At 61.2% G+C, this 14,271-nt stretch carries 12 protein-coding genes and 1 pseudogene; 10 read left to right on the top strand and 3 right to left on the bottom strand.

What is annotated here, in order from left to right; genetic code table 11:
* Positions 1-10 precede the first annotated feature (10 nt).
* The 5 genes from AB4Z48_RS36300 (at position 11) to AB4Z48_RS36280 (ending at position 5,519) form a co-directional block, all read left to right on the top strand.
* Positions 11-433, top strand: coding sequence for a hotdog fold thioesterase (locus AB4Z48_RS36300; protein WP_441623061.1), 423 nt, complete (start codon positions 11-13; stop codon positions 431-433).
* A 63-nt stretch (positions 434-496) separates the two neighbouring features.
* Positions 497-1,609, top strand: coding sequence for an alcohol dehydrogenase catalytic domain-containing protein (locus AB4Z48_RS36295; protein WP_441623059.1), 1,113 nt, complete (start codon positions 497-499; stop codon positions 1,607-1,609).
* A gap of 20 nt (positions 1,610-1,629) precedes the next feature.
* Positions 1,630-2,166 carry a cupin domain-containing protein gene (locus AB4Z48_RS36290; RefSeq protein WP_441623057.1) on the top strand — a complete coding sequence of 179 codons (537 nt, stop codon included), beginning with the start codon at positions 1,630-1,632 and terminating at the stop codon, positions 2,164-2,166.
* Positions 2,167-2,354: 188 nt separating this feature from the next.
* On the top strand, positions 2,355-4,184 hold the full coding sequence (locus AB4Z48_RS36285; protein WP_441623055.1) for an acyl-CoA dehydrogenase: 1,830 nt from the start codon (positions 2,355-2,357) through the stop codon (positions 4,182-4,184).
* Between the two features lie 126 nt (positions 4,185-4,310).
* Positions 4,311-5,519 carry an FAD-dependent monooxygenase gene (locus tag AB4Z48_RS36280; protein ID WP_441623053.1) on the top strand — a complete coding sequence of 403 codons (1,209 nt, stop codon included), beginning with the start codon at positions 4,311-4,313 and terminating at the stop codon, positions 5,517-5,519.
* 406 nt (positions 5,520-5,925) lie between these two features.
* On the opposite strand, the gene AB4Z48_RS36275 is transcribed toward AB4Z48_RS36280, so the two are convergent.
* Positions 5,926-6,474, bottom strand: a complete 549-nt coding sequence (locus AB4Z48_RS36275; protein WP_441623051.1) for a MarR family winged helix-turn-helix transcriptional regulator — start codon at positions 6,472-6,474, stop codon at positions 5,926-5,928.
* Positions 6,475-6,709: 235 nt separating this feature from the next.
* Between AB4Z48_RS36275 and AB4Z48_RS36270 the strand changes: the two genes are divergently transcribed.
* From AB4Z48_RS36270 to AB4Z48_RS36250, 5 genes and pseudogenes are all read left to right on the top strand, one after another.
* Positions 6,710-7,822, top strand: coding sequence for an alcohol dehydrogenase catalytic domain-containing protein (locus AB4Z48_RS36270; RefSeq protein WP_441623049.1), 1,113 nt, complete (start codon positions 6,710-6,712; stop codon positions 7,820-7,822).
* Between the two features lie 612 nt (positions 7,823-8,434).
* Complete coding sequence (locus AB4Z48_RS36265) at positions 8,435-9,622, top strand: MFS transporter (protein ID WP_441623047.1); 1,188 nt, start codon at positions 8,435-8,437, stop codon at positions 9,620-9,622.
* Positions 9,623-9,761: 139 nt separating this feature from the next.
* Positions 9,762-10,814, top strand: a complete 1,053-nt coding sequence (locus tag AB4Z48_RS36260; protein WP_441623045.1) for a porin — start codon at positions 9,762-9,764, stop codon at positions 10,812-10,814.
* Positions 10,815-11,104: 290 nt separating this feature from the next.
* The gene (locus tag AB4Z48_RS36255; RefSeq protein WP_441623043.1) at positions 11,105-11,545 is read left to right on the top strand and encodes a hypothetical protein; all 441 of its coding nucleotides are present in this window, start codon (positions 11,105-11,107) and stop codon (positions 11,543-11,545) included.
* Between the two features lie 364 nt (positions 11,546-11,909).
* A pseudogene (locus AB4Z48_RS36250) lies at positions 11,910-12,092 on the top strand (response regulator transcription factor); the annotation flags it as partial.
* A gap of 152 nt (positions 12,093-12,244) precedes the next feature.
* On the opposite strand, the gene AB4Z48_RS36245 reads toward AB4Z48_RS36250, so the two are convergent.
* Together AB4Z48_RS36245 and AB4Z48_RS36240 are read right to left on the bottom strand one after the other, a co-directional pair.
* Positions 12,245-13,783 (bottom strand): efflux transporter outer membrane subunit, encoded by a 1,539-nt coding sequence (locus AB4Z48_RS36245; protein WP_441623041.1) that lies wholly within the window; start codon positions 13,781-13,783, stop codon positions 12,245-12,247.
* On the bottom strand, positions 13,780-14,271 hold a 492-nt coding region (locus tag AB4Z48_RS36240), incomplete at its 5' end, for an efflux RND transporter periplasmic adaptor subunit (RefSeq protein WP_441623039.1). The genes AB4Z48_RS36240 and AB4Z48_RS36245, both read right to left, overlap by 4 nt.

The following is a 14,271-nucleotide window of genomic DNA, read 5'->3' as shown; positions in this document are numbered from 1 at the left end:
AGATGCCTAGATGGCTTCTATCTGGAAACAACCGATCTCCGTCGAGATCCTCACCGCGTTTCACAAGAACACTGCGCCCTCCCATCTTGGCATTGAGTTCACCGAGGTTGGCGAGGACTTTGTCAAAGGCCGCGTGCATGTCGACGCGCGCACGTGCCAGCCGTACGGCATCTTGCATGGTGGTGTGTCGGTTGTTCTCGCCGAGACCCTTGGCTCAGTGGGGGCAGCCTACGCGTGTCCGGCGGGGCACCAGGCGTTCGGCCTGGACATTAACGCGAACCATCTCAGAAGCGCTTACTCCGGTTGGGTCACCGGTGTGGCGGCCCCGGTTCACATCGGCCGAAGTACTCAAGTTTGGCAGATTGAGCTGAGTGACGAGCAGGGGCGCCTCACTTGCGTGTCGCGCCTGACCATGGCGGTAATGGCCAAGTGAAAGATCGCTTTGCCGCGCACGCGATTGTGAATCGCCGGTGCAGGAAATAAAGAGGGGGCAATCATGACAAAGATGATGAGGGCAGCGCGGCTTCATGAAGTCGGCCGGCCATTCCAGGTCGACACGATTCCGGTGCCTGTGGTGCGACCGACCGATGTTCTTGTTGAGGTAAAGGCCGCTGGCGTCGTGCCGAATCTGCGCAACGTGGTGTCGAACTACCCCACCTGGTTTCCTTTTCTGCCCCTTCCTAAGTTGCCGGCCATTTACGGGTTGGACGCTTCGGGCGTCGTGGCGGCAGTCGGCTCGCAGGTACACGCCGATATCAAGCCCGGCGACCGCGTCTATGTGAACCCGGGCTTGTCTTGCGGTAGTTGCCAGGCGTGCCGGCGCGGCGAGCCGATCCACTGCACGGCCTACACTTTCCACGGCTACTTCGGCTTTGGCCCGGGCTCCCAGCAGATTTTCGAAGATTACCCATATGGTGGATTTGCTCAGTACCTCGTCGCGCCGGCAGCCAACCTGGTGAAGCTACCGGAGAGCGTCACGTACGAGCAGGCGGCACGCTTTGGCTATCTGGGGACGTCGTACTCGGCGCTGCGCAAGGCGCGCTTTGCCGCGGGTCAGACGGTCCTGGTGGACGGCGGAACGGGTACCTTGGGGCTGGGTGCGGTGCTGCTTGCGCTGGCGATGGGCGCCGCGACGGTCTTTGCGACCGGCCGCAACAAGGCGCTGCTGAACCGGCTGCAGAACATCGAATCGAAGCGTGTCGTGCCGATCACCCTGGGGGAGCGGCCGACTGCTGAGGTCATTATGGAAGCCACTGGAGGCTTCGGCGTCGATGCGGTGATCGAATCACTGGGCCCGAATGCTTCAGTGGCGACCGTACTGGATGCATTCAACGCGCTCAAACGAGGCGGCCGTGCCATCAACATCGGCGGCGTTGCCGATCCGATTCCCCTTGAACCGTTTCCATTGATGGCTTTGCAGAAGTCATACATTGGCTCCTGCTGGTTCACCACTGCAGAGGGGCAGGATATGGCGGCGATGGCAGATGCCGGGATTCTGAAGCTGAGCATATTCGAACACGTTCGCTTCTCTCTTGACGAGGTAAACGAGGCGCTGGATGCGATCGATAAGCGAAGCGGTGGCTTTACCAACGTCGTGATCATGCATTGAACCAGGAAACGGAGAAAATTATGTCCATTCGTCGCATCGTGACTAGCCGCAATCAAGACGGAAAGTCGATCTTCGCCTCCGAGGATGCCGGCTCGCGTACCGTGGAGTTCAAGCATGTCGCCGGCCTGTCGGCCGCTCTGCTGTGGGAGACGCCACCGGGTGCCACGCTTGTTGGCTGCGAGGATCGGGCTGCCGCAGCTCGATCGTGGGTGCCGTCGGCGGGAGGGAGCACCTTGATGCTCATCACATTCCCGCCGGATGCCACCATGATGAGTCCCGGATTCGATCCCGTTGCAGCGGGGTGCGAGTACATGGAGTTGTTGCCCGGTCTGGCCGAGACGTTCGAGCCGCAAAGCCCAGGGATGCACACCACCGACTCGATCGACTATGCGGTTCTGCTGGAGGGCGAACTTCACCTCGAACTTGATGACGGTGAGACGAAAAAGCTGGCGTTCCATGATGTGGTGATCCAGAACGGAACCCGCCATGGTTGGCGCAACAAGAGTGACAAGCCGGCGACCATGCTGTTTGTCCTGGTAGGGGCGAAGCGACCATAGAACGGGCGTTGTTCGCCACTCGCACGGTGAGTTCGTCTTACACCGCGCGGCGCATAGCTTGGCCGTGGGGCAGCCTGTCCCGAACTGCAAGAGCGGCCAACTTAAAGATCTGGAATTCCTGCATGACTAGTCGTTGCACGGGCCATCGGCTTTCGAGCAGTCCTGCTGACACGACGACACTCTTCATCATGACCTCACTACGAACCACTATCGATTTCCTGCTGCACGACTGGCTGAAGACCGAGTCTCTCGGCAAAAGGCCGCGGTTTGCAGACCATTCTCGAGAGACCTTCGATGCAGTGCTCGACACCGCTGAGCGCATCGCGCGCGAGAAGTACGCACCGTATAACCGCTTGGTGGATACGGAAGAGCCGATGTTCGATGGCGAATCCGTGCATTTGCCTCGGGTAACGCGGGAGGCATTCGAGGCCTTTGCCGCCGCCGGCATGCTCGGTGCCGGGCAGGATTATGAGATCGGCGGCATGCAATTACCTCATTCGGTGCAGGCGGCAGCCAGCACGTTCTTCAGTTCCGCCTCGGTGAGTCTCGGTGGATATGGGCTCCTGACGTTGGGCAATGCCAATCTGCTCATGGCGCATGGCACAGAACTGCAGAAACGGGTCTTTGCGCTGAATGAGTTCAGTGGACGCTTCACAGGGACAATGTGTTTGTCCGAGCCACAGGCTGGTTCGTCAATCTCCGACATCTCGACCCGAGCCACCCCTGACGGGGAGGATTTCGAAGGCGATCCCCTGGGTCCGCGCTACCGGCTGAGGGGCAGCAAGATGTGGATTACCGCCGGCGACCACGAACTGGCGGAGAACATCGTTCACTTAGTGCTGGCGAAGATCCCCGGTCCGGACGGCAAGCTCGTGGCTGGCACCCGTGGCATCTCGCTGTTCGTGGTGCCGAAGCGATTGGTTGGAACCGACGGCGGCTTGACGGGCGAGCGCAACGACGTCGCGCTTGCGGGATTGAACCATAAGCTGGGATGGCGCGGCGTCACTAACACGCTGCTCAATTTCGGCGAAGGCAAGTATCCGGTGCGCGGCGGAGCGGGGGCGATCGGCTACCTGGTAGGCCGTCCGGGCGAAGGCCTACGCTGCATGTTCCACATGATGAACGAGGCTCGCATTGACATCGGGCTGTCGGCGACTGCGCTCGGTCTGGCAGGCTATTACGCGTCGCTCGAATACGCTAAGTTCCGGCAGCAGGGACGTCCGCTGGGTCCTGCCGGCAAAGATCCCGCCCAGCCCCAAGTCCGTATCATCGAGCACGCCGATATCAAGCGCATGCTGCTGGCCCAGAAGGCCTATTGCGAAGGGGCGCTGGCGCTGGTGCTCTATTGCGCGCGTCTCGTGGACGAGCAGCACACCGGGACTCCAGAGGCGATCGAGGAGGCGCGTTTGCTACTGGAGGTGCTGACGCCGCTTGCCAAGAGTTGGCCTAGTGAGTTTTGCCTGGAAGCGAACTCCTTGGCGATCCAGATCCACGGCGGCTACGGCTACACCCGCGAGTTCCCTGTGGAGCAGTACTGGCGTGACAACCGCCTGAATATGATTCACGAAGGCTCGCACGGTATTCAGGCTGCGGACCTGCTGGGCCGCAAGGTCGTCATGGAGGCGGGCAAGGGCTTGGCGCAACTCAGTGCGCGAATCATGGCCACCGTCGCGCAGGCGTCGTCGTGCCCCGGACTGGTCGAACACGCTGCCGCCGTGAGCCACGCACTGAAGAAGATTCAAGTTGCAACCCAGGCTGCATGGGCCAGCGGAAATCCCGCCGAGGCGCTGGCCAATGCTGTTCCTTACATGCAGGCTTTCGGCCACCTCGTCATCGCGTGGATCTGGCTGGACATGCTGCTGGTGGTTCCGCCCGATGGCGGCGCGCCGGAGGATGAAGGCCGGCGGCGTGCGGCGCGCTATTTCTGCCGCTACGAGTTACCAAAAATCGACGCCTGGCTGGGGGTGGTGCAGGCGTGCGACCTGACTTGTGCTGACATGCCGGAGGCGGCGTTCTAAGGCATCCGCCGTCCGAACCGCGACCCCAAGTTGTGCCAACAAGTGCAATTCGAGCCGCAGTGCGTCTGCGGATCTATATACAGTTTGTGACGCGCGCAAACGCGTCAACAAGGAAAGCATATTTCTATGAGTGACATCTCCACCGTTCGAAGCGTCGTTGTGGTCGGTGCCGGCTTAGGCGGGTTGACTGCGGCGCTGGCACTACTGCGGCACGGCTTCCAAGTCACCGTACTCGAGCAGGCCCCAATTCTGGCGGAGGTTGGCGCCGGCGTGCAGCTCAGTGCGAACGCGACGCGGGTACTGAGCTTGCTTGGACTGAAAGACAGCGTGACCGAGCTGGGCGCGGAGCCGACCGGGAAGAAGATCCGGCATTGGAGCACGGGTCGGACTTGGGAGGTGCCAGACCTGGCAGCGAACTCGCGCGAGAAGTATGGGCACCCGTTCAGCTTTTTCCATCGCGCTGATCTGCACACAGCACTGATGCGCGGCGTACATGCGCTGGCGCCTTCCGCCATCCGGCTCGATTGCCGCTGTGAGTCGGTGGACCTCTCGGGTACCAGGCCCGCGGTACTGCTGCGGAGTGGCGAGCGTGTCGAGGCTGACCTGGTGGTTGGCGCAGACGGTGTCCATTCGTGCATCCGCGTGCCGATTGCAGGGCCGGACAAGGCGCGCTTTTCCGGGTTATATGCCTGGCGCGGGGTTATCCCTGCCGGGCGGCTGCCGGAGCATTTGCGCGCGATGGATGGTGTGAACTGGGTAGGGCCAGGGCGCCACGTCGTGCAGTATCCGTTGCATCGCGGTGAGCTTATTAATTTTGTCGGCATTGTTGAAGGCCAAGGCTGGCAGGTCGAATCTTGGACCCAGCAGGGCACACTGGCGGACTGCTTGAAGGACTTTGATGGCTGGCATGAGGATGTGCAGACGCTGATCCGTGCCATCGATGTGCACTACAAGTGGGCCTTCATGGCGCGTGAGCCGTTGCAGCGGTGGTCCGCCCGTGCGGTGACCTTGCTGGGCGATGCGGCTCATCCGACCCTGCCTTTCCTGGCGCAAGGGGCTGCAATGGCCATGGAGGACGGCTACGTGCTGGCACGTGCATTGGCCGCCCACCGCGACGACATCGCGCAGGCACTCGCGTCGTATGAGGCCGCTCGGGTGCAACGCACGTCGGCTATTGTGCGCGGCTCCAATGACAATACCGCGCGGTTCCACAATCCGAAACTGGCCGATGTCGACGGAGCAGCGCAATACATTGAAGAACAGTGGGCGGCCGACAAGGTGCGTGAGCGCTACGAATGGCTATTCGACTACCGGGTAGACGAAGTTGCCGTGTGAGGCCGTTCTCGCTGGCTGTGGCGTTCGGTAACCGCGGATTGTTCATGGAGGCCGTCGAGCCGCTCGCTAGCAACTGCTCGGGGCCGCGGTGGCGGAGCAGTCCCACTCGCCGGGCATTCCATGTGAGTGTGCGCGCCCTGACACCGCCGCATTGTTCTCGTGGAGCCACTAGCAAGCGCTGTCAGAGGGCTCGACATGGTGTTCGAACGTCGGACATTCCAATAGCCATTGACGAGGGCGGCAATCAGAATCGGGCGACAGATGCAGCGTCCCCACGATGGTTCTACGGCGAGCCAGACGCCCTGCGCAAGGGCGCTGGCAGATGGTCTCGCAGGAGTATGGGGAGTTGGGAAATCGGTGCCCGTTGCCAATCACAAGCTTACCGGCTGGCGTCCAAACGTTGCCGTCAGGCCTCGTCCGGTGCCACCTTGGCAAGCAGAGACAGCAACAGGGTGCGCTCCTGCGGTCGCAATCTTGAGGAGATCTTGGCTTCAAACGTTTCCATGGAAGCCTGGTAGCGTTCCAGGTCTGCACCACCCTGGTGGGTGAGTTGCAGCGCGTAAGCCCGCCGATCTGACGTCTGTGCCCGTCGCACTAGCTCCAGCCGTTCGAGTTCGTCAACAACCTTCACGACGCTGGGGCCGGCGATGTTCAGCAAGCCTCCTAGTGCCGCCTGGCTAATGTCGGGATTGGCGCCGATGGCACAAAGGGCGGCGAATCGCGCAGGAGAGAGGCCCGGCTCAAGATAGCGTGCGAGAGCCTCGTCACACCTGACCTGCGTCCGCTTGATCGCGTAAGCCAGCGACTTGCGCAGCAGATCGTCGTATTTCGGGGGTTGCTCGACGCCTGCGCTGGCAGTCGATTTTCCTGTGGTTCGACGACCCCCGCGACTGCGGCCGGCCGCCTCGTCTTTAGCGGTGGTATGGCTGACAGAAGTCTGAGCTTTGGATGCCACGGGTTAGGGTAATTCCGAGGGAGAAGAAGGAGACAGTTTAGTTGACATCAAACGATGAGCCAACTACATTTCGCACGAGTAAATAGATAGCTAGGCGAATGAATAGCCTGTAAAAGTGATTGGTCGAAAACCTGTGGCGACACAGGCCGCCCCGGAGGCAAGGTGGTGGACCAACCAAGTTAGCGCCGAGGCCGACTCGGCGTGGCGTTTCTAATCCGACAATCGGGAGACAAACATGACTAAGATGATGCGCGCAGCTCGGCTGCACAAGATCGGAGAGCCGTTCCAGATCGACACAATACCACTCCCGGAAGTTCGCCCGACCGATGTGCTGATCGAGGTGAAGGCAGCAGGCGTTGTGCCGAACCTGCGCAATGTCGTTACGCATTACCCGGCATGGTTCCCGTTCATGCCGCTTCCCAAGCTGCCGGCGATCTACGGCTTAGACGCGGCAGGGGTAGTGACGGAGGTGGGGGCACAGGTGCATGCCGACATCAAACCTGGGGACAGGGTGTACATGAACCCGGGCTTGTCGTGTGGTAGCTGTCTTGCCTGCCGTCGGCATGATCATACGAACTGCACGGCGTTCACGTTTCACGGCTACTTTGGCTTCGGTCCAGGTTCGCAGAAGGTCTTTGAAGACTATCCCTATGGCGGATTCGCGCAGTACTTGACCGCGCCGGTGGCCAACCTCGTGAAGCTACCCGATAGCATTTCCTTCGAGCAGGCCGCGCGCTTCGGCTATCTGGGGACTGCATACTCGGCGCTTCGCAAGGCCCAGTTCTGCCCTGGCCAAACCGCACTTATTGACGGTGGGACGGGGACTTTAGGGCTCGGAGCGGTGCTCCTTGCATTGGCGATGGGCGCGGCGAAGGTGTTTGCCACCGGTCGCAATCCAGCATTGCTCGACAAGCTTCACAAGCTTGATCCACGGCGCGTCGTTCCCATCGTACTTGGGGAGCGGCCAACGGCCGAGGTGGTGATGGAGGCAACCGGCGGCTATGGCGTGGATGTGCTACTCGAAACGCTGGGCGCCAATGCGCCGGTTGCCAACGTGCTGGATGCATTCAATGGACTGCGGCGCGGCGGCAAGGCGGTCAACATCGGGGGCGTCGCCGATCCCATTGCTCTGGACCCGTTCCCGCTCATGGCGCTTCAAAAGTCGCTCATCGGCTCGTGCTGGTTCACTACCGAGGAGGGGCAGGGCATGGCTGCGATGGCTGACGCTGGCACGCTGAAGCTCGATGTGTTCGAACATGAACGTTTCCCACTTGCGGCGGTGAACGAGGCGCTGGATGCGGTCGACAAGCGCGCGGGCGGATTCACCAACGTCGTAATCACGCACTGAGTTTCAAGGCGTTGGTCGCCATGCCGTCCCCACCTGAACGCAAGTAGGTGGCGGGCAGCTGGCAACCTGGCCTCGCGCCGATTTGCCGGCTTCAATTGGCGGGAATGGAATTCGATGAAACGATGACGCAACGCTCCAGGATTGACCAGTTCAGTGATCTCCTCGGCGAGGTGCGCGCATGCAGGCTCGGCCTCGAGCGGCGTGCGCGTGCTACCTCGCCGTCCGAGTCGACGCCAGGCGGTCAGCGCCTCCTTGTCGAGGCAATACTGAAGGAGTATCTCCATTCCCGGGTATTACGGGAGCGAGTAGTGGGCTATGCAATGGCTGCAGAGTTGGGTGTCCCGGTTCCGCCTCCGCGTGACGTGGGCGGGCTTGCAAAGGGGGAGGAAGCTTTTGCCTTGCGTATTCTATTTTGGGCCGCCCATCGGCGAATGCGGATATTGGCTTTACACGGCAGGAACACAGGTTCCTTGCGAAGGATAGGAGCGCCTGGCCCTTGTACGCTCCAACACTCCAATTGACTGGAACGTCCAAGGGGACCAGCTTCACCTGTTGCACCGTCGGCCACTTCGCACACGGAATGCCGTTCAGTCAATCATCGGATTTGATCATATGCACAAACGCAGCCCTCTGAACTTCGCGTTGCTGCTCCCCTTCCTATTGGCAGCGCAACCCATGGGGACCGACAGCTATCTGCCAGCGCTGCCCGCGATCGCCGATTCACTCGGGTCGGCCAGTAGCAGCCTAACCGCGTTTGCATTGGCCTTTGGCCTCGGCCAGTTGCCGATGGGAAGCCTGGCCGATCGACTGGGCCGCCGGCCGGTACTGCTGAGTGGCCTGGCGATGTACGCCGCTGCGGCGCTGGCAGGCGCCCTCGCCGGCAATGCGCTGGCGCTGACGGCATCGCGTGCGCTGCAAGGGTTTGCCATGGCCTCGATCCTGGTGTGCGGCCGGGCTGCCGTGCGAGACCTGTATCCGGCGGCTGATGGTCCGCGCGTCATGGCTCGCGGCCTGACGGGTCTGGGAGCGATGGCATTGATCTCGCCGATTATTGGCGGCTACGTCGGCCAATACTTGGGCTGGCGCTGGGTACTTGTGGGCATGAGCCTCTACGCGCTGGCGCTGTGGCTGGCATGCTGGATCGGTTTTGCGGAAACCAGGCGTGAATCGCACACAAGGGTACCCGTCGGCGATTTTCGGGAAATTCTTGCCTGCACGGAGTTTCGCGTGTGGACACTTGTATCCGCCGCCTCATATAGCGGCGTGTTCTGCTTCCTCCTGCTTTCCCCGATGCTGTATATCGGTCGCCTCGGGCTTTCGCCGGGGTTGTACGCTTGGATTCCCGCTGGTGGATCGTTGCTTTACATCATGAGCACCATCGGCTGCCGTCTGTTACTTCGTCGGCAGAGCGTCCTGCACACAGTTCGCCAAGGCGCCGTCATGAGCCTTTCAGGGGCCGTTCTTCAGGCCTTAGGCTGTTGGTTCCTCCCAACCAGCACCTGGCCGTTGATTGTGGGCCACGGCATCTATTGCCTGGGGCATGGAATTCATCAGCCTTGCGGACAGGCTGGAGCTGCGAGCAGTCTCCCGCACCTGGCAGGACGCGCCGTTTCATGGTCCGGCTTCACCATGATGCTTGCAGCCTTCTGCATGGGCCAGTTGGCAGTGGTGTTCGTCGATCCTCAGTACCACTGGGGAGCCTGGCCCATGGTGGTGCCGATGCTGATCGCCGGCGCGGTGCTAATTGCGACGGCCTTCCGGTGGCTGCCCAAACTCCAGCACCCAACGCCGTGCGGCTAACCTGTCACTGACGTTTGCGGTGGTGTTGGCCGCACCGATTGGCCGCAATCAATCAATTCGCTATGCAGTTGCTAGCGCACCCCACAAGTTCGGAGGAAGCGCAGGGGACCGCTCGTCCCAAACACTAGGAGAGGAGACAATGAAAGAACAACGTAGGATTCTGGCCGCATTGGCAGCGGCTTGTGGAATGGGCACCTTAAGCGCACAGGCGCAAAGTGGTGTGCAACTCTACGGGGTAGTAGATGCCTTTGCTGGGTCCAGCCGCCTGAGTGGAGAGGCAAGCAGTGCTGGCGTGGTCGGCAGCGCAGGTTTGACGACGCCCTATTGGGGGGTTAGCGGCACGGAGGATCTAGGCGGCGGCTTAAGTGCAGAGTTTAGGCTCGAGAGCTTTTTCCGCATGGACAACGGGAAGGTGGGGCGCTTTGACGGTGACCCGATGTTCGGGCGCAATGCCAATGTGGGCTTGAATGGCAGTTTCGGGACGGTGAAGTTGGGACGCATTCCCACCCCATGGTTTATCTCGATGCTCCTGTTCAATCCGCTGGCGGACTCCGAGACCTTCTCGCCGATGTTTCTTCACACCTATACCACTCCTCCTGGGGCGCCTGTGGGGAACTCGGTGGCGGGCGATACGCACTGGAACAACTCGATGCTGTACCAGAGCCCGGACTTTGGCGGCTTGCGCTTTAACGCGATGTATGCTTTCGGTGAGGTCGCCGGCCACCAGGGCAAGCAGAACTATGGCGGCGGCATTACCTACTTCCATGGCAATTTCGGCGCGACGCTGGCTGTACAGCGTGTTGGCGTCGATACGCCCGCGTTTGCGGCCAGCGGGGCGAACTATCAGACGGCCTACCTTGCAGGTGCCTCGTACGATTTCACTGTGGTCAAGCTGTTTGGCCAATTTGCTGAGTCGGACAACAAGTTCAGCGCTCTAAGCAGCCAGCGCAACCGCACCATGCAAGTGGGCGCGAGCATTCCACTCGGGACCGGTACGGTGATGGCCGAGTGGGYACGAACTTGGCAAGGCGGCAATGAAACGCTGCAATCAACGCGCCGGGACACGACCTCCCTGGTCTACGACTACCCCTTCTCCAAGCGCAGCGATATCTATGCTGCCTGGCGTTTTGACAAGGTGGCGGGTCTGAATTCGGGCAACACCTTTGGGATCGGGCTGCGTCACAAGTTCTGAACGCCTTACGGAATCATGTGCGGGCTGGGCTCCCCGCCTGGCCCGGTATCGAACGGGCAGGAACTGGCGCAGCCGGATAGGCGCTTCTTACATGTGGTTGCCGCGCAGCGAAGCGGCTCGTGCATCGGCCTGCAGATCGTAACGGCCCGGCCATCGCCTATCCGTCAAGGTGGATATCGATGTGATAGCAAAGGCTAGGACCACGGGCTTCATCGTCGGGGTCGCGCTTCCGCTCGCGACCGAAGGCCTGCTGATCGTCAGTTTATTGACTTCACTGGAAGGAGATATGTGTGAACAACTCAATCCATTACTCTTGGTCAATCGAATCGCCGACTACTACGGGATGGGGAGCGGAGAAAGAGTTTGAGGTCGCGGCCAAGGCCGCCAGAAACGAACTGAAGCTGGCCCATGCACGTGCAGATTCAGATCTCTTCAATGCACTTAGAAACACGGCGTCGATGGATCTGCGCGCCATCTCGAATACTCAGGCAAACTTTGCGCGGGCATTAGCGATGGCCAGTGAGAACTATCATAAAGCGCTTGCAAATGCTGAAAGGCTAAGGCTCTATGCTACTTCAATCACAGACACGCCGATCGGTAGTGGGGCACCGCAGGAAGCGCAAGACCCATTTCTTGACGTGGTAATGGGACTAGCGATGCAACTCGCGGCCGAACTCACTTTCAGCCTTCTTCGCGTCTCGGGCCGAAATCGGCACTCAGAGTGCTTGTAATTTAGTCAGGCTGTGGCGCACCATTAGACTCAGCGGTTCGATGGGGGCATTCCCGACCGCGTCACGATGAGACGACAACGCCGCTGTATTTCTCCCATTCTGGGTAGTACGGTTGCGCCAGGAAGGAGACCTCGGGGCTAGGGGAAACGCAGAGAGGAAGATGATCGCACAGCAGTTTAGGAGCATGCTACGGGGCGTGGCTCAACTGAGTCCAACGCAACTCGAGGAGTTGCAGGCATGTCTGCGCTTCCATACGACCCGCTATCCGTCTATCGGGATGGCGCATGCGCGAGCGTCCACGATGGTCGGCGACGTTGTAGTGCCTCCTTGCTCCGGGCAGCTCGCAACAACGCCTTCCTCCCTACCCGCGATTTTTCGTCTTACTAAACGCCAGAAATCGGTTTTCGATCTGCTACTAGAGGGACTATCCAATAAGCGAATCGCGCGTCGTCTGGGCCTAACCGAGAACACGGTCAAGGAACACGTATCCGGCATCCTTCGCCGGCTCGACGTACGCACGCGTATTGAGGCGATGTCGCAACTGAAAGACCCAGCAGCACGCCGCGCTTGTGGAGTAGGCGGCGGCCGCAGCGCAGTCGATGAACGAGCAGGCCGACCAGTTGTCGGGCCACGTCTCTGTGTTCCGGCTGGATCGGCCGTCGGGTAGCGTTACCCGCACCCGTTCGCCCAAGTACCTCCTCAGCGAACAACGTGCTGCTCGCCGTAGGTCGACTCCCAGCCGCCACCGAGTACCTTGCATAGCGTAATAAGGTTCGTGGCGGCGGTTGACCTGCTCTGTTCAAGATTGCGCTGCGCTTCGAGCAACTGCTTCTGCACGTTCAGGACGTTGAGGTAGTCGATCGCGCCCGCCTTGTACCGTTGCTGCGCGATCGAGAGCGCGCGCTGGTTCAGGCTGACGACCTCCGTCAGCCGGTCGAGTCGCTGTTGTTCGGCATCGTAGGCGAGCAGCGCGTCGTCGACCTCGCGCCAGGCTTCGAGCAGGGTGCGTTTGTAGACGATCGCGGCTTCCTGTTGCTGCGCCTCGCGCAGATGCAGCATCCCCTTGAGCTTGCCGCCCTCGAAGATGGGAAGCGAGATCGACGGTCCGACGACAAACTGGCCCGACGCCCAGTTTGCGAGGTTCGAGAGTTGGAGACTCTGGAACCCGGCACTGCCATTTAGCGTGATGCGCGGATAGAAGTCAGCCTTTGCCATGCCGATCGACGCCGTGGCCGCGTGCAGTTGCGCTTCCGCCCTCCTGATGTCCGGTCTGCGCTGCACGAGTTCCGACGGGAAACCGATGGGCACCTCCTTGGGGAGTTCCGGAATGTCACGCACTTCGCCGAGCGCTTGCCGCAGTGCGCCCGGCTCTTCGGCCAGCAACAGTCCGATCGCATTGATGGTGGCCTCGCGACGCGACTCGAGCGTCGGGATCAGGCTTTCGATCGATGCCACCTGTGCGGAAGCATTGGCCACGTCCAGATCCGTCGTGACGCCTTCACGTGCGCGTACCTGCGTGAGCTTGGTGGTGTCACGGGCGATTTCAAGGTTCTGTCCCGCGATCTGTAGCAGGGACTGCGTGTCGCGCAACTCGATATAGTCTCGCGCGAGTTCGGCGCGGGCAGACAGGAGAACTGCGTTCCGGTCCTCGTACGAGGCCGCCGTCAAGGCGGTCGCCGCTTCGACACCGCGTCGCACGCGGCCCCAGATATCGATCTCCCACGACGCATCGAAGCCGAACTGGTACAGGTCGAATGCGGGCGAACCGCTCGAACCCGGCAATGGCGCTACGCCGAGCGGCGCGTCGCCCGATGCCGATTGTGGCTGACTACCTGTCGGGCTGACCCCAAGCAAGGAGAGGATGCCGTTTGGACTTCCGCGCTCGCGATGATAGGAGGCGGCGCCGTCCAGTGTCGGATATTCAGCGGCGCCGGCCACCCGTTGCGCCGCCCGGCTTTGCCGCAGCCGCGCCGACGCGGCGGCCACGTCCAGGTTCGCATCGGCCAGTTGCTTTTCGAGCGAGTTCAACAGGGGTTCGTTGAGCAGTGTCCACCATTCTGAACTGAACTGGGATTCAACCGCCTTGCTCGATGCCTGCGCAGACTGGGCGCGGTCGAAGACGTCGGGGGTGGCCGCGCCCGGACGTTCGAAGTCCGGCCCGACCGCGCAGCCGGCCATCGCGAGGCACGCCAGTATCGCCAGCACCGAGGCGCGGAAAGAGTATTCATTCGCGTTCATTTTCTGTCTGCTCCCTTGGCCAGCATATCGCCACGGCGGCCAACGGCCACTTCCGTTACGACGGAAAGGCCTACGCTCAATTCCGACGCGGCCTGCTGCCCGCGGTCGATGGTGATCTTGACGGGCACGCGCTGGACGATCTTCGTGAAGTTGCCGGTTGCGTTGTCAGGAGCAATAGGCGCGAAGCTCACTCCGGTCGCCGGGGCAAGGCTATCGATATGACCTTGGATCACGACGCCAGGAAGGCTATCCACCWTGATGCGCACGCTGTGGCCAGGTCGCATATTGGTGATCTGGTTTTCCTGGAAATTGGCGACGACATAGGCGTCGGAGACCGGGACAATCGCGAGAACCGGCGCGCCGGGCGTCACAAATGCGCCGACCCGCGCCGAGCGCCTGCCAACCTTGCCGTCCACCGGTGCATGGATTTCCGTATAGGACAGATTGAGATTCGCCAATTCCTGAGCCGCCTCGGCGCGCATCAACGT

Source organism: Cupriavidus sp. 2TAF22 (assembly GCF_052115045.1).
Lineage (GTDB): Bacteria > Pseudomonadota > Gammaproteobacteria > Burkholderiales > Burkholderiaceae > Cupriavidus.
Note: the sequence above shows the minus strand (reverse complement) of the source record. Positions and strands in the feature narration are given on the sequence as shown.